The sequence below is a fragment of the Pseudorhizobium tarimense genome (assembly GCF_022968135.1).
Lineage (GTDB): Bacteria > Pseudomonadota > Alphaproteobacteria > Rhizobiales > Rhizobiaceae > Neorhizobium > Neorhizobium tarimense.
The window spans coordinates 160350-181801 of sequence record NZ_JALJRA010000008.1 but is presented as its reverse complement, the minus strand read 5'-3'; the positions used below and the strand labels follow the sequence as shown (position 1 = coordinate 181801).

General features: G+C 64.5%; 20 protein-coding genes and 2 pseudogenes. 8 read left to right on the top strand and 14 right to left on the bottom strand.

Translation table 11 applies throughout. The features are described from left to right. From xdhA to MUU54_RS11630, 4 genes are all read right to left on the bottom strand, one after another. On the bottom strand, positions 1-1473 hold the full coding sequence (gene xdhA, locus MUU54_RS11645) for a xanthine dehydrogenase small subunit (RefSeq protein WP_247244181.1): 1473 nt from the start codon (positions 1471-1473) through the stop codon (positions 1-3). A gap of 14 nt (positions 1474-1487) precedes the next feature. Continuing rightward, the gene (locus tag MUU54_RS11640) at positions 1488-2264 is read right to left on the bottom strand and encodes a 3-hydroxybutyrate dehydrogenase (protein ID WP_247244180.1); all 777 of its coding nucleotides are present in this window, start codon (positions 2262-2264) and stop codon (positions 1488-1490) included. Positions 2265-2832: 568 nt separating this feature from the next. Next, entirely contained in the window at positions 2833-3618 is a 786-nt protein-coding gene (gene phnF, locus MUU54_RS11635; RefSeq protein WP_247244179.1) for a phosphonate metabolism transcriptional regulator PhnF, read from the bottom strand. Beyond that, positions 3615-4778, bottom strand: coding sequence for an alpha-D-ribose 1-methylphosphonate 5-triphosphate diphosphatase (locus tag MUU54_RS11630; protein ID WP_247244178.1), 1164 nt, complete (start codon positions 4776-4778; stop codon positions 3615-3617). Before MUU54_RS11630 ends, phnF begins: the two co-directional genes overlap by 4 nt. A 113-nt stretch (positions 4779-4891) precedes the next feature. Between MUU54_RS11630 and MUU54_RS11625 the strand changes: the two genes are divergently transcribed. The 3 genes from MUU54_RS11625 (at position 4892) to phnE (ending at position 7385) form a co-directional block, all read left to right on the top strand. Further along, positions 4892-5752, top strand: a complete 861-nt coding sequence (locus MUU54_RS11625) for a PhnD/SsuA/transferrin family substrate-binding protein (protein ID WP_247244177.1) — start codon at positions 4892-4894, stop codon at positions 5750-5752. A gap of 90 nt (positions 5753-5842) precedes the next feature. Then, on the top strand, positions 5843-6595 hold the full coding sequence (locus MUU54_RS11620) for a phosphonate ABC transporter ATP-binding protein (RefSeq protein WP_247244176.1): 753 nt from the start codon (positions 5843-5845) through the stop codon (positions 6593-6595). Further along, the gene (phnE, locus tag MUU54_RS11615; RefSeq protein ID WP_247244175.1) at positions 6588-7385 is read left to right on the top strand and encodes a phosphonate ABC transporter, permease protein PhnE; all 798 of its coding nucleotides are present in this window, start codon (positions 6588-6590) and stop codon (positions 7383-7385) included. The genes MUU54_RS11620 and phnE overlap by 8 nt, the downstream gene beginning before the upstream one ends. Before the next feature lie 26 nt (positions 7386-7411). On the opposite strand, the gene MUU54_RS11610 is transcribed toward phnE, so the two are convergent. The 5 genes and pseudogenes from MUU54_RS11610 to MUU54_RS11590 all read right to left on the bottom strand — a co-directional run bounded on the left by MUU54_RS11610 (position 7412) and on the right by MUU54_RS11590 (position 12620). After that, a complete protein-coding gene (locus MUU54_RS11610; RefSeq protein WP_247244174.1) occupies positions 7412-8233 on the bottom strand; it encodes a metallophosphoesterase family protein in 822 nt (273 codons plus the stop codon). Positions 8234-8236: 3 nt separating this feature from the next. After that, a complete protein-coding gene (locus MUU54_RS11605; protein WP_247244251.1) occupies positions 8237-9205 on the bottom strand; it encodes a diacylglycerol/lipid kinase family protein in 969 nt (322 codons plus the stop codon). Between the two features lie 124 nt (positions 9206-9329). After that, a pseudogene (locus MUU54_RS11600) lies at positions 9330-10340 on the bottom strand (2-hydroxyacid dehydrogenase). A gap of 109 nt (positions 10341-10449) precedes the next feature. Beyond that, positions 10450-12177 (bottom strand): PQQ-dependent sugar dehydrogenase, encoded by a 1728-nt coding sequence (locus tag MUU54_RS11595; RefSeq protein ID WP_247244173.1) that lies wholly within the window; start codon positions 12175-12177, stop codon positions 10450-10452. Beyond that, a complete protein-coding gene (locus tag MUU54_RS11590; RefSeq protein ID WP_247244172.1) occupies positions 12174-12620 on the bottom strand; it encodes a DUF2231 domain-containing protein in 447 nt (148 codons plus the stop codon). Before MUU54_RS11590 ends, MUU54_RS11595 begins: the two co-directional genes overlap by 4 nt. 172 nt (positions 12621-12792) lie before the next feature. On the opposite strand from MUU54_RS11590, the gene glpK reads away from it, so the two are divergent. After that, positions 12793-14286, top strand: a complete 1494-nt coding sequence (gene glpK / locus MUU54_RS11585; protein ID WP_247244171.1) for a glycerol kinase GlpK — start codon at positions 12793-12795, stop codon at positions 14284-14286. A gap of 25 nt (positions 14287-14311) precedes the next feature. Here the strand turns inward: glpK and MUU54_RS11580 are convergent, their stop codons facing one another. The 4 genes from MUU54_RS11580 to MUU54_RS11565 all read right to left on the bottom strand — a co-directional run bounded on the left by MUU54_RS11580 (position 14312) and on the right by MUU54_RS11565 (position 16816). Beyond that, the gene (locus tag MUU54_RS11580) at positions 14312-14860 is read right to left on the bottom strand and encodes an SH3 domain-containing protein (RefSeq protein WP_247244170.1); all 549 of its coding nucleotides are present in this window, start codon (positions 14858-14860) and stop codon (positions 14312-14314) included. Positions 14861-14924: 64 nt separating this feature from the next. Further along, complete coding sequence (locus tag MUU54_RS11575; protein ID WP_247244169.1) at positions 14925-15416, bottom strand: invasion associated locus B family protein; 492 nt, start codon at positions 15414-15416, stop codon at positions 14925-14927. A 229-nt stretch (positions 15417-15645) separates the two neighbouring features. Continuing rightward, a complete protein-coding gene (locus MUU54_RS11570) occupies positions 15646-16098 on the bottom strand; it encodes a GFA family protein (RefSeq protein ID WP_247244168.1) in 453 nt (150 codons plus the stop codon). Positions 16099-16111: 13 nt separating this feature from the next. Next, entirely contained in the window at positions 16112-16816 is a 705-nt protein-coding gene (locus MUU54_RS11565; RefSeq protein WP_247244167.1) for a glutathione S-transferase N-terminal domain-containing protein, read from the bottom strand. A gap of 272 nt (positions 16817-17088) precedes the next feature. Between MUU54_RS11565 and MUU54_RS11560 the strand changes: the two genes are divergently transcribed. The 4 genes from MUU54_RS11560 to MUU54_RS11545 all read left to right on the top strand — a co-directional run bounded on the left by MUU54_RS11560 (position 17089) and on the right by MUU54_RS11545 (position 21028). Further along, positions 17089-18762, top strand: coding sequence for a BCCT family transporter (locus MUU54_RS11560; protein ID WP_247244250.1), 1674 nt, complete (start codon positions 17089-17091; stop codon positions 18760-18762). Positions 18763-18850: 88 nt separating this feature from the next. Continuing rightward, positions 18851-19225 carry a YciI family protein gene (locus tag MUU54_RS11555; RefSeq protein ID WP_247244166.1) on the top strand — a complete coding sequence of 125 codons (375 nt, stop codon included), beginning with the start codon at positions 18851-18853 and terminating at the stop codon, positions 19223-19225. Beyond that, positions 19222-20472, top strand: a complete 1251-nt coding sequence (locus MUU54_RS11550) for an RNA polymerase sigma factor (RefSeq protein ID WP_247244165.1) — start codon at positions 19222-19224, stop codon at positions 20470-20472. Before MUU54_RS11555 ends, MUU54_RS11550 begins: the two co-directional genes overlap by 4 nt. An 85-nt stretch (positions 20473-20557) precedes the next feature. After that, positions 20558-21028, top strand: a complete 471-nt coding sequence (locus tag MUU54_RS11545) for an SRPBCC family protein (RefSeq protein ID WP_247244249.1) — start codon at positions 20558-20560, stop codon at positions 21026-21028. A 137-nt stretch (positions 21029-21165) separates the two neighbouring features. Here the strand turns inward: MUU54_RS11545 and MUU54_RS11540 are convergent. Further along, positions 21166-21441: pseudogene (locus MUU54_RS11540) on the bottom strand (SAM-dependent methyltransferase); the annotation flags it as partial. Positions 21442-21452 lie beyond the last annotated feature (11 nt).

The following is a 21452-nucleotide window of genomic DNA, read 5'->3' as shown; positions in this document are numbered from 1 at the left end:
TCAAGCCTCCTCCATCTCGAACCGGTGCAGCTCGGTCGGAGCACCGGCGGTTTGCAGGAAGAAGCGGGTGAGCAGGTTCTTGGCCGTCAGCGAGCGGTACTCTGCCGTCGCCCGCCAGTCGGTCAGCGGCTGGTAGTCCTGGTCGAACAGGTCGCGGACGGCCGACACGGTCGCCCAATTCCAGTCTGCGCCCGCCAGCGCCTCTTCCACATGGCGCGCCCGCTTCGGCGTCGCCGCCATCCCGCCGAAGGCGATGCGGGCCTGTTCCACGCGGCCTTCCATGTCCAGCTCGATGTTGAAGGCGCCGCAAAGCGCGGAGATGTCCTCGTCACGCCGCTTGGAGATCTTGTAGACGGAAAAATACGCGTCCTCCCGCGGGCGGGGCACGAAGACCTTCTCAACGAATTCGCCGGCCATGCGGTCCTGCCTGCCATAGGCGAGGAAGTAGTCCTCCAGCGGCATGGTGCGCTTGCCGCTGTGGGAGCGCAGGGTCAGCTCAGCGCCGAGCGCGATGAGGGGCGGGGGCGTGTCGCCGATCGGCGACCCGTTGGCGATGTTGCCGCCGATCGTGCCCATATTACGCACTTGGCCACCGCCGATGCGGTCGATTAGCCGGGCGATCTGCGGGATCTCCGCGGCCATCACCTCAAAGGCCTGGGTATAGGTCACGCCGGCGCCGATGGTGATGCCCTTTTCGTCCGCCGCGATCGTCTGCAGTTCCGTCAGGTGATTGATGAAGACGACGGGGTCAAGCAGGCGCATCTGCTTTGTCACCCAAAGTCCGACATCGGTGGAGCCCGCGACGAGCGTAGCCTTGGGCTCCTCAGCGATGAAATCGCCAAAGGCCTGCAGGTTTGCCGGAATGATCGAGCGGGCGCCGTCCTTCTCCACGACGATGGTATCGGGATGGGCGCGAATGTCCCAGAGCCTGGCTGCGATCTCGGTGCGGTCGCGCTCCAGCGGGTCGAAGAGGGAGCTCGGCCGCGCCGCCGCCACCTGTTCGGCGGCCTTGACAATCGGCTCGTAGCCCGTGCAGCGACAGAGGTTGCCCTGTAGTGCGCTCTCGATCTCGGCTCGAGACGGCGCGTCGTTCGAGAGCCAAAGCCCGTAGAGTGACATGACGAAGCCCGGCGTGCAGAAGCCGCACTGCGACCCGTGCTGGTCGACCATCGCCTGCTGCACCGGATGCAGCGTTCCGTCCTTGGCGGCGAGGTGCTCCACGGTCACCACGTGGGTGCCATGGAGCGAGCCGAGGAAGCGGATGCAGGCATTCACCGTCTCATAGCGCAGGAAGCCTTCGACCAGTCGTCCGACCAGTACGGTGCAGGCGCCGCAATCGCCCTCGGCGCAGCCTTCCTTTGTGCCGGTCATCCTGCGCTTCAGCCGCAGGTAGTCGAGGAGTGTCTCCGTCGGGCCGAACTGGCCGAGCGTCACGTCCTCGCCATTGAGGATGAAGCGGATTGCATCTGTCATTTCCGTTGTTCTCTTTATTGGGCGGTCCAGCCGCCATCGACCGAAATATGGGTGCCGGTGATCTGCCGCGCCGCATCGCTTGCCAGGAAGACGGCGGTCGCCGCCACTTCCTCGATCGAGACGAAATCCTTCGTCGCCTGCAGCCTCAGCATCACGTCCGTCTTCACCTGCTCTTCCGATATGCCGCGCTCGCGCGCCGTATCTGGGATCTGTTTCTCGACCAGCGGCGTCAGCACATAGCCGGGGCAGATCGCGTTGACGGTAATTCCGAATTCGGCAAGTTCCAAGGCTGCTGTTTTCGTCAGTCCTAAAATACCATGCTTGGCGGCGACGTAGGCGGACTTGAAGGGGGAGGCGGTCAGCGCGTGGGCCGAGGCGACATTGATGATCCGGCCTGCTTTCTTCGTCTTCATCAGCGGGATCGCGTACCGCATGGTGTGGAAGGAGCTCGTCAGGTTGATGGCGATGATCTGATCCCACTTTTCCGGCGGGAACTCCTCGATCTTGGCAACATGCTGGATGCCGGCATTGTTGACGAGGACGTCGACCGAGCCGAGGGTCTCCTTCGCCGTGCCGATCAGTTCGGCGATCTCCTCCGGCTTCGTCATGTCGGCGCCATGATAGATTACACGCCCGCCGCCCAAGACCTCCAGCTCGCGCCGCGCCGCCTCGACCTCGTCCAACTTGCCGAAACCGTTGATGACGACATGGCAGCCTTCGACCGCAAACGCTTTGGCAATCCCGAGACCGATCCCGCTGGTGGAGCCGGTAACGACGACGGTTCTGGACATTGTCAGACCTCCCAATCCGCAGTGTTCTTGTGCACCGCGCTGATTTGCGAGGTTATGCGGAAATGGCAGGCGCTGGCAATCGGGCAGCGCGGTGGCGATCCCCCTCTGGTCGTGCGAGAAAAAGCGTCGGCCGGTGAAACTGTGACAGTTGCGCTCCCATTGGAGGGCAAACCGGCAAACATGGAGAACCGATAATCCGCACCATCCCTCTTGCCGGCTTCGTGCTCTTGCTCGGAACGGCAATCCCAGCTACGCGCAGCAGAGCAACACCACTCAGCAGACCGACGACACGGTCACCGTTTCCTGCGAGGACATTTGGTCCGAGGTCCACAGTGACGGTGACGGCAGCGTTTCCCAGCAGGAAGCTTCGGCCAAGCTGGAGGCCGCCTCCTCCGCCATCGACGAAAGCGGCGACGGCAACATCTCGCAGACGGAGTATAAGGAGTGCCTGGTGCAGTCGACCGATAGCTCCGGCGACTGGGACCAAAACGGCAAATTAAGCCACGATCAAGCGTGTTGATGCCGCAACCTTTGCCTGCGGCCTTAACCCCCAATCGCGAATTCTCCCTTAGAAAACAAACTCGACCGAGGTCAGCGGCCAGCAGCCCAGCGTCCATTCGATCGGCCGCTTGCCGGCGTCGTGGTTGATCGCGTTGATGCGAAAGACCGGTGTTCCGGGGGTCAGCTTCAGGAGTCCGGCCTCGTCGGAAGAGGCGAAGCCACCGCTGACGCGGGTCTCCGCCCGGTGATACTTGCCGATCCCGTGCGCGTTGAAGACGTCGGTCACCGACTGGCGCTGCCGGTAGGCCGTCTCGAAGTCGGGGAAGGGGCGCGCCGGGAAGATCTTGGTGTTCACGTAGAGCGGCTGGCTGTCCGCGATGCGGGTGCGGCACAGCCGGATGATCTCGTCGCCTTCGGCAAGATCCAGCTTCTTGGCGATCGTCGTCGTCGCTATCTCGCGGCAAAGCACCAGGGTCTGGGTGACGATCTCGCGTCCGCGGGCGTTGAAGTTTTCCAGGAAGGGCCGGTCGTCGCGAACGGTAAACACTGAAGGTAGGCTGCGGACGAAGATGCCGACGCCCTTGCGCGCCGTCAGATGCCCTTCGCGTTGCAGCTGCTGCAAGGCACGCCGCAACGTGATGCGGGTGACGCCGAGTTTTTCGGCCATATGAGTTTCGCCCGGCAGCTGGCTACCCGGCGCCAGGAAGCCGGTTTCGATCAGGCCCAGAATGTGGTCGTAGATCTGCTGCCAGATCGCAACATCGCTGCGCGGGCGGAAGACGACATCTTGGAAGCCGGCGAGAATGTCGCCGCCTTTCTCTGCGGCCTGCGCCGGATGCGTGTTCGTCTTCATGCGGAGGCTCCGATCCGCATCGGAAGTTCGTGGATTCCGGCCGAATAGCTCATGCGTCCAGCCACCATCGTGGCCATCACCTGCGGATGGGACGGATCGGCTGCGTCGACGAGAATGAGGTCCGCCCGCTTGCCCGGCTGCAGTTCGCCGCGGTCGGCAAGTCCGGCCGCCTTTGCGGCATTGGCCGAAACTAGCGGCCAGCTGCTGCCAAGTCGGGCAAGATCCGCGCCCGCCAGCTTGAAGGCGGCATGCAGCGGCGAGGGGTAATGGTAATCGCTGGTCAACACGGTGCAGAGGCCGTCGCGCACGGCCTGCGTTGCATCAAGTGCGCCGTTGTGGCTGCCGCCGCGCACGACATTAGGAGCGCCGAGCACAATCTCCTCCCCGGCGGCGCGGGCAGCCTCGGCTGTTTCGCGCGTCAGCGGGAATTCGGAGGTGACAGCGCCGAGCTTGCGGAACGCCTCCCGCTCCTCCGGAGAAGCCTCGTCGTGAGCGAGCAGCACGTTGCCGGAAAGTTTTGCCGCCGCCGCCAGTTCCTCGATGGCTGCCGGAACCTCGCCGCGCCGCGCCCACACGCTGTCGAGAAGGTCGCGGTATTCGTCGTGGCTCAGGCCCGATCGTGATGCCATCTGGCCGATCTTGCGCGCGATCGTGCCCTTGAGGATGGTGCCCGTCGTGTGGTCGTTCAGCGCGACGATCGGTTTCGGATTAAGCGACAGCCACTGCATCACCGTCGGCAACTGGTCCAGAGCAAAGGTTTCCCAGCGCAGATGCAGCCGCGTGTCGCAGCGCAGGCTCGGTCGGATCTCCATCAGCGTTTCGACGAGGTCGATCGCCGCCTCCACCGATCGCAGGCCCGGTTCCCATGAGATGGTGACGCCGTGAAAGGCGGTGGTGATCCCGTTGGCGACGAGCTGCCGGTCGGTGTCGCGCAGCGCCAGCGCCGTGTCGAAGCGCACCCCCGGGCGCGGCATCAGCTGGCGCTCGAAGCCATCGCCATGAATGTCGACGATGCCGGGCAGGACGAGAAGACCATTAGCCGCGATCAACCTTGCCTCGTCGGCCGGTGCCGCCACCAATCGGCCGTCCGAGATTTGGATGTCGCTCTTGGTCAGTTGTCCCGCCACAAGCGCGCGGCCGCCCCTGATGGTCCAGTTCATGTGCATTCCTTGAGGGTGGTTGATGGAGGGGTGAGTGTCATGTGGACGTCATCTGCTGTCTATACAGGTAGCCCGTCGCAGCCATCCTGTCTACACAGCAGAGGGAGAAAATCATGATCCGTAAACTCGCCGCCGCACTAGCCATCACGCTTGCCACGGCCATGCCTGGCCTTGCCGCCGAGCCCGTCAAGTTCGCCGTCACTGACATCGAGGGCCTGGAGGCCCTGCAGCAGGAATTCGGCGCTTTCGAAACGGCGCTTGAAGAGGCGACCGGTCTTGAGATCGAGCTTTATCCGGTCGCGTCGCGCACCACCGCCGTCGAGGCGCTGAATGCCAAGCAGGTCGACCTGGTGCTCACCGGGCCTGCCGAATACGTCGTGATGAAGGAGCTCAGCCAGCCGAAGATCGTCGTGGCCTGGCAGCGTCCGGACTATTTCGCTCAGGTCGCCGTACTGGCCGATGGTCCGATCCGCACTCTGGAAGACCTGAAGGGCAAGAAGATCGCCTTCGGTTCGGTCGGCTCGACCTCGCAGCATCTTGGCCCGGCCCAGGCGCTGGCCGATTTCGGCCTCAGCTACGGCAGCGACTACGAGCCGGTGATCATCTCGCGCAACGTGGCCGCCGAAGCCCTGATCCGCGGCGACATTGCCGCGATTGGCCTCAATTTCGGCCATCTTGCCTCCGTACGCGAAGCCTTCCCGGACAAGGCCTTCTCCGTGATTGCCCGCGGCCGTGACCTGCCGAACGACATTCTCGTCGCGCGTCAGGACATTTCCGACGAAGTCTTCACCGCCGTCCGCGACGCCTTTGCTGAAAAGGGTAGCGAGCTGATGCAGGCCGTGCTGAGGGGCGATGATAACCAGAAGTTCAAGGGGGGCTTCTTCCTCACCGACGTGAAGGACAGCGACTACGATTACGTGCGTTCGATGTACCGCACGATCGGCGTCGACACCTTCACCGACTTCGTCAACTGACGCCACTTTCTCCACGAACGACCCGAGGCAGCCGGACGCACTCCGGCTGCCTTTGCCACGCACGATAGCAGAGACGGTAGCTGGACTGACATGACGAGCGAGATCATCCGCGCACGCGGCCTGACGAAGAGATATGCGGACGGAAAGACGGTGTTCTCCGGTATCGGCCTTCACGTTTCGCCGGGCCAGCGGGTGGCACTGATCGGCTCGAACGGCGCAGGCAAGTCGACCTTGCTCAAATGCCTGATCGGCCTCCTGCCGCTGAACGACGGCGAGGTCAGCACGCTCGGCGAAAACATTGGTGCGTCGGCTTCGCCACGCCAGTTGCAGCGGCTGCGGCGGCGCATCGGCGTCGTCTTTCAGCATCACGGGTTGGTGGCGCGGCAATCGGTTCTCACCAATGTCGTGCATGGAAAGCTCGGCCTCTCGGGCGGCTGGCATGCCTGGCATCAGTGCATCGCGCGCCAGGAATGGCGCCGGGATGCGCAGGCGGCGCTCGCCCAGGTCGGCCTCGATCACAAGGCCGGCGCCCGGGCGGACGCGCTTTCCGGCGGGCAGGCGCAGCGGGTCGCGATCGCGAGGGCGCTCGTCCGCAAGCCGCAATTGCTGATTGCCGATGAACCGGCGGCGAGCCTTGATCCTGCGTCGGGTCGAGACGTCATGGCACTCTTTTCGCAGCTGGCGAAGGACAGCGGCATCACGCTGATCTGCACCACCCACGACATGGACCATGCCCTGGAATTTTCGGACCGTATCATCGCGCTGAAATCCGGCTCCATCTTCTTCGACCAGCCGACACGCGACGTGACCCGCCGTCACCTGCAGGAGGTCTTCCATGCGTGAGGCGTCCTTCCTCCCGTCGCGCATCACGCGCCTTTCTCCGGTCACCTTCGCGCTCCTCGTCGGTGCTGCCGCACTGCTGATCGTTTCCTTCCAGCAGGTGGCGCCGTCGCCGGCGCAGCTGGCCCAGGGTGGTCCCCGCATGGCGGAACTGGTGGGGCGCATGCTGCCGCCCAACCTCGAGCATGGCTTCCTACAGCGCGTCTTCTGGCGGATGATCGAGACCTTCCAGATCGCGCTGGTTGGCACCGCCATCGGCGTCGTCGTCAGCCTGCCGATCGCCTGGCTTTCCGCCAAGGGGATATCGCCGGCCGGGATTTCGCGACATGTCTTCAAGATGATGGTGTCGCTGTTCCGAACCGTGCCGGATCTCGTCTGGGCGCTGATCTTCGTCGCCTCGGTCGGCCTCGGCGCCGTTGCCGGAACAATGACCATCATGGTCGACACGGTCGGCTTCTGCGGCCGCTTCTTCGCTGAAGCGATGGAGGATGCCGACAAGAAGCCGCAGGAAGCGCTCTTTGCCATTGGCGCCAGCCGCTTCCAGGTGCTCTGCGGCGCCGTGTTGCCGGACGCCATGCCCTCGCTCATCAACACCACGCTGTTTGCGTTGGAGAAATCCGTCCGCTCCTCTGTTGTGCTGGGGCTCGTCGGCGCCGGCGGGATCGGCCAGGAACTGAAGGTCGCGTTCGACCTCTTCCAGTACAAGAACGCGTCCACCATCATCCTGGTGATCTTCGCCATCGTGCTGGTGATGGAGTTCATCACCGACCGGCTGCGGGCGCGGGTACAGTAGGCGTCGTCCTGCGAGGCAGGCCTCGGCTAATCCGGCAACGGGCGCGCCTCGTGCAGCCGGCTTCGCCAGCTGCCCGCCTGCCATTCCCGCACGGTCATCGCAATCTCGTCGCCGGCGATGTCGATCACATTGTAGGCGTTGGCATGGTCGCGCACGCGCGTGGAAATGGCGGAGGCCGCCTGCAGCACCATGATGGGTGCCGCCGCTGACCGGAGCGGACCTTCCGTCTCCCCTGTCGCCACGTGGTGATGGCGCAGGTAGGACATGTGGAAGTGGCCGGAAAGCACCAGCCGGACGCCGAGCCTTGCAAAGCAGGCCAGCGCCTCGTCGGCGCGGCGCACCAGCCGCATCGGGCGCGCCATCGGCTCCTCCGGCTGCAGCAGCGGATGGTGCGCAACCACGATCCGTACGCTCTCCGGCGCCGCCTGCGAAAACCTCTCCTCGAGCAGGTCGAGTTGGTCGGCGGCAATCGAGCCATGCGCCCAGTTGAGCCCCAGCCGGAAACGCCTCGACGTCTTCAGTCCCGCAATCGCAACGCCGCCTGTGGTGAGGAAGGGCTCCAGTTCGGAGGCGATATGCCGGCGATAATGGCGATAGGGGTCGGCGAAGCGCAGGAGGAGGTTGCGGGCCGGCACGTCGTGATTGCCAGGCACGGCGAAGACGGGTGCCGGAAAACTATCGAGGAAGGTCCGAGCCTGGGCGAACTCGCTTTCCGATCCGACTTGGGTGAAATCGCCGCTGACGACGATCAGGTCCGGCACATTCAGCCGGATGTCGGACAGCAGGCTGTTTGCAAGGTCGGCGTCGTGACGACCGAAATGCAGGTCGGAAAGATGGATCAGCCGCATGCCTCAGCCCTGCTGAACGGCATCCGCCGCTTTACCGTCTGCCGCTTTGGTCTCCGCCGCCTTGCACGATGCCGATCCAGCTTCTGTCGGCTCACCGATTGCCGGCGCGATGACGCAGAGCGCCCGCGGGCGGATCGAGAAGGAGAGCGGCATCGCCATACGCTCCACCTCGCCGTCGATCATCACGTCGGCCTCAGGGCGCCAGGTGCGGATCACCGCCGCCGTAACGTCCTCGATCACAAGTGCATAGTCGCGGCGCCAGCGACCGAGCAGCATCTCCACCGCCAGACGCGTCAGGTCGACTATGCTCAGCCGTTTCAGGAGGTAGAGCGTCAGCGTGCCGCGATCCAGCCTTTGGCGGGAGAAGAAGCGTCCGAGGCCTTCGTCATAGGCATTGTTGGCGATGGCGACGGAATGGACGCAGGCGATGCGCCTGCCCGACTGCGGCAGGTCGATCTCGACGGCCATGCGCCGGGCGCGGCCGATGCGCCGGATCGACCGGCGGGCGAAACGAACCTTTCCGAGAAGTGTCCGGTCGCCGCGCATCTCTTCGCGGGCGGCGGCGATGCCCGGAAAGGTTCCGATCACCGCCTTGTGCAGGAAGACCCGGCCGTTCACTTCGCCCACATCGATCCGCTGCGGCTTCATCTCGGTGAGCGTCGCGATCGCCTCGTCGACGTCGAGCGGGATGCCGAGGTCGCGGGCCAGAAGATTGGCGGTGCCGAAGGGCAGGAGAGCGAGGCTGGTATCGGTTTCCACGAGCGCGCTGGCGATCGCCGTCGCCGTGCCGTCGCCACCGGCCGCGACGATCACGCCCGCGCCGCTTTGAAGGCCCTTGCCGATCCGTTCGTCCAGCGGCCGGCCGTCATTGGCATCGAGCGCGAAATTCAGTCCGGCGGCACGGAACTTCTCGGCAAGAATGTCAGCCGTGATGCCGAGCGTCGCAGCCGTGCCGGCGCGCGAATTGAAGATGATGTAGAACCTCAGGAGCGCATTCCATCTGCCGGTGGGAAGCTCGGTTTCCGCAGCGGTATGCTATTTGCGGCCTCTTCTTCTAGGCCGCCTGTGTGAAGCGGCTAAGACAGGATATCGCGCCTCACCCCCGGCCTTCCAAAAACGCCACCGTCACGGCGTGCAGGGGCTGTCCGGTATCGCGGAAGGCTTCGATGTTGGCGATCGTCGTGTCGGCGATGGCGTCGAGCGCTTCCTGCGTGAAGAAGGCTTGGTGACCCGTGATCAGCACGTTGGGAAAGGTCAGGAGCCGGGCGAAGACGTCGTCGCGCAGCACCGTGTTCGACAGGTCCTCGAAGAAGAGATCGGCTTCCTCCTCGTAAACGTCGAGGCCGAGGCTGCCGATCGTGCCGTCCTTCAAGCCGGCGATCGCCGCATATGCGTCAATGACAGCGCCGCGGCTGGTGTTGATCAGCATGACGCCGGGCTTGAGCAGCGGGAGGGTGTCCTTGCGGATCAGGTGGTGCGTGTCCGGCGTCAGCGGGCAGTTCAGGCTGAGGATGTCCGACTGTCGGAAGATTTCCTCGCGATAGACATAGGTCATGCCAAGCGCCTCGCAGTCCGGGTTGGGCTTGAGATCGTGGCCGAGGAGCCGGCAGCAGAAGCCGGCGGCGATGCGGGCAAGCATGGCGCCGATCTTGCCGGTGCCGATGATGCCCATGGTCTTGCCGTTGAGGTCGAAGCCAAGCAGGCCGTCGAGAGCGAAATTGCCTTCGCGGACGCGGTTGTAGGCGCGGTGGATCTTGCGGTTGAGCGACAGGATGATTGCCATCGTGTGCTCTGCCACCGCATGCGGGGAATGGCAGGGACACGGGCGACGGTGAGGCCGAGGCGTTCGGCGGCAATAAGATTCACATGGTTGAAGCCGGCGCTGCGCAGCGCGATCAGCTTAATGCCGTCATCCGCCAGACGCTCCAGCACGGGTTCCGACAGGTTGTCGTTGACGAAGGGGCAGATCGGCTTGCGAGCCTTCAGCGAGCGCCACGGTCTCCAGCGAGAGCCGCGCCTCGCAATATTGCAGGTCGAGCCCGCGGCCTGTGCCGCGGTCGAGAAACAGCCTGTCATAGGGTTTGGTGCTGAAGACGGTTACCCGCATGATGGCCCCTCTATCGCTCTCGTCCCTCTTCGTTCGGAGGGGACGATGCCATGCAGGCCATGTCAGGTCCAGACCAGCCGGCGTCTGGTGCGCCGGCTGGTCCTATGGCTCAATTCTGCCCGCTGGACGGATTGTCCTGCACCGTGCCTTCCGGCTGGACGGCCGGAGCAATCTGCTGCTGGGCTGGTCGCGTTAGCGCCTCGCCGTCGGTGGCCTCGGCACCACTCTCCGCACCATCGTTCTGCTGCGGCGCCGCAGCAGGCGGCGTCTGGCCATCAGCCGGAGCGGGCGCCGGGGCAACGGCGCCCGGCACGTCGCCGGCATCTGCCGGCAGGCGGTCGGTGGTCGCTGCAGCACCGGATGGCGTGGTGGCGCCGCCCGCATCCGGTGCCGTCCCGGCCTCGGCTGCGGGTGCAACAACGCCAGCCGGCAATGTTGTCGAGCTTCCCGCTGCGGTGCTCGACGGCGACTGATCCGTGGCAATGGGCTCAGGAATGGTCGTTCCGTCGGCCGGTGCGACGCGCCAGACGGTATTGCCGGCATCATCGGCCACCAGGAGGGCTCCGGTGCCGTCGATACCGACGCCGACCGGGCGGCCGCGGGCTCTGTCGCCATCGAGGAAGCCGGTTACCACGTCAACCGGCATCCCGGAGGGTCGGCCGTTCTCGAAGGGGATGTAGATCACCTTGTAGCCGTTGAAGTTGGTTCGGTTCCAGCTGCCGTGCTCGCCGACGAAGGCGCCGTTGGCAAAGGGTTCGGGCATGGCGGACCCCATGGAGAAGGTCATGCCGAGGGCCGCGACATGGCTCGACAAGGCATAGTCGGGCGCGATCGCCATTTCCACCATGTCGGGGCGTGGCGGGTGGACGCGCTCGTCCACATGGTCCCCGTAATAGCTCCACGGCCAGCCGTAGAAGGCGCCTTCCTGTACCGACGTCATGTAGTCCGGCACAAGGTTAGGTCCAAGCTCGTCGCGCTCGTTGACGACGGTCCAGAGGACGCCGGTATCGGGATGGAAGGTGAGACCGTTCGGGTTGCGCAGGCCGGAGGCGAAAACGCGGGCGGCACCCGTCTGGCGGTCCACCTGCCAGATGGCGGCGCGGCCTTTCTCCGCCTCCATGCCGCGTTCGCCGGCGTTGGAGTTGGAGCCGACGGAGGCATAGAGGAACTGTCTGTCGGGGCTGAGCGCCAGGTCCTTGGTCCAGTGGTGGTCGATCGGACCGCCCGGCAGCGGCGTCAGCACGCGCGGCTGTGCCGTGATCTCGTTCTGGCCGAGTTCGTAGGGGTAGGCGAGGATGGCATCAGTCGCGGCGACATAGAGGGTATTATCAGCGTAGGCGACGCCGAAGGGCGAATTGAGGTCGGTCAGGAGGTCGTGGCGCTCGTCGACGGTTCCGTTACGGTCGCTGTCGCGCAGCAGGGTGATGAGGTTGCTTTCCTTCTGTGGGCCGCCACCGCCACCATGGGCGATCGACATGATCCAGCCGCGGATATAGTCCTTCGGCCGTTCCAGCGGCTTGCCACCCGGCGCCTTGCCCTGAACCACCAGAACGTCACCATTTGGCAGGGTGTGGACGGTGCGGGGATTGGCGAGGTCCGCTGCATAGGCGCTGACGGTGAAGCCTTCCGGAACGGTCGGCGTCTCGCCATCCTGCCAGCCGACTACTTCGGCGACCTTCAGGTCTGGCAGGAGGTCGGTGGTGGGTTCGGGAAGGACCGGATCCGGACCGATCTGCTGCGAGATGTCGAAACCGGAGCCTTCGTCGCTGCAGCCGGCAAGCGCCAGGAAGACGACCGCCGTGGAGGCGAGGGCGGAGGTGCGGAAAAGGCGGTTCATCGTTCAACACTCCAGATGATGCGGGACCGTCTGCGGGCTGCAAGCAGGATCGTCACCAGGATCATGGCAACCGTCAGGGCGGAGACGATGAGGCCGTTCGGCACGACTGCGGTCCAGCCATCGCCGGCATGGATCAGGCTGTTGAGGAAGGCGAGCAGAAGCACGACGATGTAGGCGATCGCGGCGGCCCAGCCGGGCCCGACGATCCGGGTCGAGCGGCGGGCCATATCGATGGCGCCGGCAATGACGCCAAAGCCGCCCATGACAAGGCCTGCAAAGAGCAACCAGGCGGAGAAGTTCTGCCACATCAGATAGGACGTCTGCCAGTAGGTGATGTCGGTCAGAAGTGCGAGCGTGAAGCAGACAAAGGGGAAGGGGACGAAGAGGGAGCGAAGGGGAAAACCTGCCCTCCCGGTCGTCGTCGTGGCGTAGGTGGTTGTCATGGCAGCCTCGGTGTCTGGAGAGCGTCGGTCACTCCATGTACGGATGAAGGGGGATTTTGTTCCCGGTTGTTGTTCCTCTGGTCCTGCACGTGCTGCGACATCCGTTGACATGGCTTCCTTCCATCTGCTCAAACCGCTGACCGAGGACATGACAGCGGGAGGAGCGTTGGAAATGGCAGGTTATGTGTTGGCGATCGACCAGGGGACGACCTCCAGCCGGGCGATCGTCTTCGACGAGAACATGAAGATCGCCGGCGTCGGACAGAAGGAGTTCACGCAGATCTTCCCGAAATCCGGCTGGGTGGAGCATGATCCGGAGGAGATCTGGGGCTCTGTCGTGCTGACCATCCGCCAGGCGATCCGCAAGGCCGGCATCCGCGCCGCCGATATCGCCGCGATCGGCATCACCAACCAGCGCGAGACGGTTGTGATGTGGGAGCGCGAGACGGGACAGGCCGTCCACAACGCCATCGTCTGGCAGGACCGGCGTACGGCCGGCGACTGCGAGAGGATGAAGGGAGAGGGGCTGGAGCCGCTCTTCACCGGAAAGACCGGCCTGCTGCTCGATCCCTATTTCTCCGGCACCAAGCTCACCTGGCTGTTGAAGAACGTCGACGGTGCTCGCCGGCGGGCAGAAAACGGCGACCTCTGCTTCGGCACGATCGATTCCTATCTGATCTGGCGGCTGACGAGCGGCAAGAGCTCCGTCACCGATGCCACCAATGCCAGCCGCACACTGCTCTACAACATCGCCGAGAACCGGTGGGACGAAGACCTGTTGAAGGTGCTGGAGGTGCCCGCGGCGATGCTGCCGGAGGTGAAGGATTGCGCCGACGAATTTGGGGTCACCGACGAGCGGTTGTTCGGTGCCGCCATCCCCGTCTTTGGCGTTGCCGGCGATCAGCAGGCGGCGACCATCGGGCAGGCCTGCTTCGAGCCCGGCATGATCAAGTCGACCTATGGCACCGGCTGCTTTGCCGTCCTCAATACGGGAGCCGAGATCGTGCCGTCGAAGAACCGGTTGCTGACCACCATCGCCTACCGGCTGAACGGTCGGACCACCTATGCACTGGAAGGCTCGATCTTCATCGCTGGCGCGGCCATCCAGTGGCTGCGCGACGGGCTCGGGATCATTCGAAAGGCCGAGCAGACCGGTGCGCTCGCCGACAGCGCAGATCCGGAACAGAACGTCTATCTTGTGCCGGCCTTCACCGGGCTCGGCGCACCGCATTGGGATGCGGAGGCGCGCGGGGCAATCTTCGGGCTCACCCGCAACACCGGTCCTGCCGAGCTGTCTCGGGCCGCACTGGAGGCTGTCTGCTACCAGACGCGCGACCTCTTAGAATCCATGCACAAGGACTGGCAGAACGGGAAAAGCGATACGGTTCTGCGCGTCGACGGCGGCATGGTGGCGTCCGACTGGACGATGCAGCGGCTCTCCGACCTTCTCGACGCGCCGGTAGACCGGCCGACCATCCTCGAGACTACCGCACTGGGTGCGGCATGGCTTGCCGGTTCGAAAGCTGGGGTATGGCCCGACCAGGCCGAGTTCGCGCGCAAGTGGGAACGGCAGCGGCGCTTCGAGCCGCAGATGGAGGAGGCCGTGCGGGCGGCCAAGATCGATGGCTGGCGCAATGCCGTGCGGCGGACGCTGGGCGGCTTCTAAGCCGCCGCCCGGCTCGTTCGATGCGCTATTCGATGTGCTCGCCGGGGTAGACGCCCCAGAGAGACGCCTGCTCCACATAACCTTCCATGCCCGCCTTCTTCAGCACCACGTTGCACCAGGTGCCGTCGCAGGTAGTAACGCTCATCATCACCTTCGGCGAGAGCTTGGCAACCACGTCGGTTGCTGAGGACGGCCCTTTACGCAGCACGACCGGCTCCTTCAGCCAAGGGCCGATCATGGCGGTGCGGTCGCCGGAGAGAAGCGAGCCGTACATCCAGCCGCTGACGCCATCGTAATCGCGCACGCGCCGCCAGTTGCCGTATTCCTCGGTGATCTCCAGCGGCATGCCGCGATGGGTGTAGATCCACTTCGTGGCATAGTCCGTGGACGGGCCTATGCGCATGCGCGCCCGGCTTGCCTTCAGCGAGACGTAGCGCGGCACGGCAAAGCCGGTTTCGCGGCCCTTGGTGAAGCCGCTCGCCGCACCGGCCTGGGCCGCCGCGTCATGGGGGGAGACTACCGCCAGAGCCAGAGCAAGCAGCGTGCCCGCGGCAAGCGCGTGGTCTTTGAGCATTCGCCGCGGCCGGATCATGCGCCGGCCCCGTCCACCACGCTGCAGGCGCATACGAGCCTGCGCCTCAATTGCACTTCTCGACTTCCTTAAGCGCTGCGGTCACGCCACTCAGCGAGAAGGTGTAGCTCGTATCCGTGCCGCGCTCGGAGGTCGCCTGCAGCACCAGTTGGCGCCCTGCCTTCATGGCATTGACCATATCCGGCTCGGCGGCCTGGTTGCTGACCCAGGCGGCGTTTTCCTTCGGCCGCATGCTGAACGCCTTGTCGTCAACGCGGGCGCGGAGGTCGGCATCCGACTTCAGATTATAGCCCATGATCGCTTGCGGTGCGTAAGCCGAGCCCGAGGGCGCGATGAGAATGAAGTTGTCGCCGTGGTTGACATTGGTCGGCTGCGCCGAAAGCGGCACGGAAAGCGCATAGCAGTTCTTCTGCCCGCCGGCGCTGTAGGAGTAGACGCCCCAGGCGTCGAACTGCTTGATGCGCGTCGGTTGCGCGCTGGCCGCCGCGGCCGAACCAAGGATGAGCGAAAGAGCAAAGCAGCACGTCCGGGTGAACATCTTGCCTCCATCTGTTTCTGTGCGGTGGGTTTTGGCCCGGAATTCGCCTCCCGCGGCCGTCTCTAATGAGGGTCTAATACAGACCCGCAGGGTTACCGGAAAGTTAACTTATGGGTTCGAATGATGGTGACGCCGGTCACAAAGGGGTGAGGCTGCCCGATTTCGGGACGAGAATTGCCCGTAAAATGCCCCCCGCCCCAGTTGGCCAGATGGCCCGACGAAGGGCCGCCTACTGCTCGGCGAAGGCTTTGGTGAGCTCTTCATAGGCATCCATGGGTGGGAACTCGGGGAAGCTTCGAACCGCGCCCGTCTCTGCCCAAGGGAGTTTCACACTTGTGTAGGTTTCGACAAAGGGGGCGAACCAGGAAGCGTCGTCTAGCATGGTCGGCCGGATGTTGACGAAGGCATCGATGAAGGTCGCCTTGGTGAACATCCAGCTCTTGCAGTGCGGGCAGTGATAATGATGCAGATCGTCGCCGTGGATGCCGCCGATCACCGGATTGCCTTCAAGCACCTCGAAGCCTTGCGAGGGAATGGCCGCGCTGCAGGAAAAGGCGCTGGCGCTCATCTTTTGGCACCCGCGGCAGTGGCAGGCCATGGCGAGGAGGGGTGCCGCGCTGATCCGGATCCGGACTTGGCCGCAGCGGCACGAACCTTCCATCGGCAATTTCGGCATCGGCATTGCGTATTCCTCCTCAGGGCTTCGCCGGAATGTTCAGCCCGCGCTCCACGGCCGGCCGCGCCAGGCCGCGCTCCAGCCATTTCGGCACGTTCCGCAGCTCCGCATAATTCACCAGCTCGCCGGCGCCATAGAAGCCGATCAGGTTGCGGACCCAGCCGAGCATGGCGATGTCGGCGATCGTGTATTCGTCGCCCATGATCCAGTCGCGTCCCTTGAGCCGGGTCTCCAGCACGCGGATGAGTCTTGCGCTTTCCTTGACGTAGCGGTCGCGCGGGCGCTTGTCTTCGTAGTCCTTACCGGCGAACTTGTGGAAGAAGCCGAGTTGGCCGAAAATCGGCCCGAGCCCGCCCATCTGCCACATCACCCACTGGATCGTCTCGTAGCGGCCGGCCGGATCGGCAGGCAGCAGCTTTCCCGACTTCTCGGCCAGATAAAGGAGGATCGCGCCGCTTTCGAAGAGCGCCAGCGGCTTGCCGTCCGGCCCGTTCGGGTCGAGGATCGCCGGGATCTTTCCGTTCGGGTTGAGCGAGAGGTACTCGTCGCCCCAGGTCTCGTTCTCGCCGATATTGATGAAGTGCGGCTCGTAGGGCAGGCCGATTTCCTCCAGCATGATCGACGCCTTCACGCCGTTCGGCGTCGGCGTGGAGTAAAGCTGCAGGATGTCCGGGTTCTTTGCCGGCCAGCGGCTGGTGATCGGGAAGGCGGAGAGATCGGCCATCGGGTGCCTCGCGCGGTTGCTGTTGCGCAGCACTATAGGGCGCGCCAGAAAGGAAGCCAGAGCGGGCTCCGTTTTACGGCGGAAATGTGGCGCAGGGGGTTGCCCTGAAGACAAGGCTGCGCCATCTACGCCCTTCTGATGCTGTTCAGCCTCCCGCCCATCGCGGCCCAGACGAGGCTGCAGCGCTTTGGCGCGTGCCACCCGGCCTTTGGCGGCCCTGCCCCGAGCGGGATTGAGGTCGTGGCAGCGGACGCAACAGAATGGAGCAGATGATGACCGACTTGGGCGCTTCCAGCGCAGACGAAGCCATTCCCGCCCCGGAGGGCCGGACGCAGATCATCGAGACGGATTACGAGATCGGTCAGGACAACATCAACTACCGGCGCCGCTTCGTCTTCGAGATGGACATCCACAACGTGGTATTTAGCGTCTCCGCGCTGACCATCGTCGCCTTCACCTTCCTGACGTTGATGTTTCAGACAACGCTCGGGCCCGTTTTTGTGGCGGTGCGCGATACGCTGACTTCGAACCTTGCCTGGTTCTTCCTGCTCGCCGGGAACATCTTCGTGCTGGTCTGCATCGTGCTGATCTTCCTGCCGCTCGGGCGGATCCGCCTCGGCGGCCCGGAGGCGACACCGGATTACAGCCGCCTGTCGTGGTTCTCGATGTTGTTTGCCGCCGGCATGGGGATCGGACTGATGTTCTACGGCGTCTCCGAACCGCTCGGCAACTACACCGCCGCCTTCGCCGGGCCGGTAATCGAGGGCGGCGTGCGCACCGACTGGTCGCCTTTGAGCGGCGCGCCGGGAGACGAGGAAGGTGCACGACGTCTTGCGATGGCCGCGACCATCTTCCACTGGTCGCTGCACCCCTGGGCGATCTACGCCGTTGTTGCGCTGTCGCTGTCGCTCTTTGCCTACAACAAGGGCCTGCCGCTGACGCTGCGCTCGGTCTTCTACCCGATTTTCGGCGAACGCGTCTGGGGCTGGCCTGGCCATGTCGTTGACATTCTCGCCGTCTTCGCCACCATCTTCGGCCTCTCAACCTCCCTCGGTATCGGGGCCGAGCAGGCGGGGGCGGGGTTGAACTTCCTCTTCGGGCTGCCGTCGGGTGTGGGAATGACTGCCTTCCTCGTGATCATCATCACGGGCATCGCGACCGCGTCCGTCATTGCCGGCATGGACAAGGGCGTGAAGCGCCTGTCGGAAGCGAACATGGCGCTCGCCTTTCTGTTGCTGATGTTCGTTATCCTCGTTGGTCCGACGCTGCAGATCCTACGCGGATTCTTCCTCAATCTTCTGGCCTATGTCGAATACCTGCCGGCGCTGTCGAACCCGTTCGGCCGTGACGACGATAATTTCCGCCATGGCTGGACGGCCTTCTACTGGGCCTGGTGGATCAGCTGGTCGCCCTTCGTCGGCATGTTCATCGCCCGCGTCAGCCGCGGCCGTTCGGTGCGCGAATTCCTGATCGCGGTGCTTTTGATCCCGTCGCTCGTCTCGACGATCTGGATGACGGCGCTCGGCGGTACGGCGATCAGCCAGGTCGTCAGCCAGGGGCTGACCTCGGTGCAGGATGCAGCGCTCGAGATCCAGCTCTTCGAAATGCTGTCGCACCTGCCGCTGACGCAGCTCACTTCGCTGATCGGCATCGTCCTGGTGATCGTTTTCTTCGTCACCTCGTCGGACTCCGGCTCGCTGGTGATCGACACGATCGCCGCCGGCGGCAAGGTCAACGCGCCGGTGCCGCAGCGGGTGTTCTGGGCGACCTTCGAAGGGCTGGTTGCGATCGCGCTGATGCTGGGCGGCGGACTGGCTGCGCTGCAGGCCATGGCCGTTTCCACCGGCTTTCCGTTTGCCATCGTGCTGCTTGTCGCCACCTGGTGCCTGTTCAAGGGACTGATGGCGGAGCCCCGCCCAGCAAAAGGCAAGCCGCGGGTCGCCTGACAAAGCTTCTACAGGGCGCAGTTTTTCTGCTGCGGCCTGTCGGTTTCGGCGCTACTCCTTCGTCATCCACGGGAGAAGGAGAACGCCAATGCTCTATGCCATCCTCTGCTATGCCGACGAGGAAACTGTCTTCGCCTGGTCGAAGGAGGAGGAGGCGGCCGTGATGGGGCGCCTCTATGCCGTTCAGGAACCGCTGGCGAAGGCCGGCAAGCTTGGGCCGACCGGGCGGCTGATGCCGACGACGGCGGCAACCACCGTTCGCAAGGGCAAGGACGAGCCTATCGTCATAGACGGCCCCTTCGCCGAGACCAAGGAAGTGCTGCTCGGCTTCTACACCGTCGACGTCGAGACGCTGGACGAGGCGATCGCTTTCTCCAAGCAGCTTTCGGCCGTCAATCCCGGCTCTACCTCCTATGAAATCCGGCCCTTCTATGTGTTCCATCCGGGAGCTGTGCCCTCATGACGGACCTCGCCTGGATCGACCTGGCGTTGACGGCGGCGCGGCCGCAGGCGATGGGCGCGCTGCTGCGATATTTCCGGGATCTCGACACCGCCGAGGAAGCCTTCCAAGAAGCTTGCCTGAGGGCCATCCGCACCTGGCCGGACAAGGGGCCGCCACGGGATCCGACCGCCTGGCTGATCTTTGTCGGCAGGAACAGCGGGGTCGACCAGATCCGCAAGAGCGCCCGCAATACGGCGCTGCCGGACGAGAACCTGCTCTCCGACCTTTCCGACGCCGAAGCCGGCATGGCGGAAAGGCTCGACAGCTCCCATTATCGCGACGACATCCTGCGGCTGATGTTCATCTGCTGCCATCCGGAGCTTCCGGCAACGCAGCAGATCGCGCTGGCGCTCCGGATCGTGTCGGGCATCAGCGTCACCCAGATCGCCCGCGCCTTCCTCGTCTCCGAAAGCGCGATGGAGCAGCGTATCACCCGTGCCAAGGCGCGGGTGGGGAAGGCCGGACTGCCCTTCGAGGCGCCGAGTGCTGCCGAGCGTGCAGAGCGCCTGCCGCCGGTCATGGCGATGATCTATCTCGTCTTCAACGAGGGCTATTCCGCCGGTGCCGACAATTCGGATGTCGCATCGCTGTGCGACGAGGCGATCCGGCTCGCGCGGCTGCTCCTGCGGATATTTCCAGGCGAAGCCGAGATCATGGGCCTCCTGTCGCTGATGCTGCTGCAGCATTCCCGCCGTGACGCCCGCCAGACTGCGGATGGGCAGGTGATCCTTCTCGAAGACCAGGATCGTTCGCTCTGGGACCGGCGGCAGATCGACGAGGCGCTGGCGCTGCTCGACAAGGCGATCCGTCACCGGACGCCAGGGCCATACCAGGTGCAAGCGGCGATCGCCGCCCTGCATGCCCGTGCGGCAAGGGCAGCCGACACCGACTGGCGGGAGATCGAACTCCTCTACCAGCTGCTGGAAAAGCTGAACCCGTCGCCGGTAGTTTCCCTCAACCGCGTCGTCGCCTTCTCCAAGGTCCGCGGCCCTGCCGAGGCGCTTGCCATGCTGGAACCGCTGGCGCAGGCGCTCGACGGCTATTTCTACTTCCACGGTGTGCGCGGCGCGCTGCTTGTCCAGACGGGCCAAAAGGGGCAGGCGAGGGAAGCCTTCAGCCGTGCGATCGCCCTTGCCCGCTCACCGGCGGAGGCGGCCCATGTGCGGCAGGAACTGGACAAGCTGAAGGAGGAGCTGCAGGCGTCGTGATGTTTTTTTGCCAGGCATGTCGGCAAGCGGAGGCGTGATCCGTCCTTTGGCCATCACACGGATCATCGGAGGGAATACGATGGACATGACGAACAAGAAGCCCGGCCACGAACTGGTTTTGGTGCGCGAATTCGATGCGCGGCCAGAGAAGATCTACAAGGCGTGGACGACCCCGGAGCTTCTCAAGCAGTGGTTTTGTCCCGTGCCCTGGAAGGTGACTGAGGCGAATCTCGACCTTCGCGTCGGCGGTCGCTGCAATATCGTGATGGAGGGGCCGAAGGGCGAGGTGGTGCCGAATGAAGGCGTTTACCTCGAACTTGTCGAAAACGAGAAGATCGTGACCACCGACGCCTTCACCGAAGGCTTCGTGCCGCAGGAGAAGCCGTTTATGGTGGCGACCGTGCTTCTGGAGGAACTGCCGGGCGGGCGCACCCGCTACACGGCAAAGGCGCTGCACTGGAGCGAGGAAGACAAGAAGACCCACGAGCAGATGGGCTTCCACGAAGGCTGGGGCAAGGCTGCCGACCAGCTGGCGGCGCTGCTGGCGCGGATGTAACCGCCGGGAAAGTGTCCTCTTCCTCGGATAGCACCACCGGCACCGGTGTCGCGTTCGACCAGGGCACGCGCAGAGGCAGTCGCGGGAGGACACTTCCCGCGACCGCCATTCGATCGCCATCTGATCCGGCGCTCCGCTCAGAGGCGGGCTTCGAGGATCAGGTTGAAGGGCGTCTGCATCGCCCGGCGGAAGCGGGTGAAGCCCGCCTTGCGGAAGATGTCCTTCACCCTTGCCTCGTCGGCCTGGGCGCCAAGGACGGTGTGGCCGCCATCCGAGATCGCATGGGCGCAGCAGATCGTCGTTGAGGCCGCGTAGTAGAGCCGGCCGACGGGCGAGATGTTGTCTTCTACCCGATCGTTGGCAAACGGCTCCACCAGAATCACCGTCCCGTCCCTTGCCAGCACTTCGACAGCGCAGACGCCAC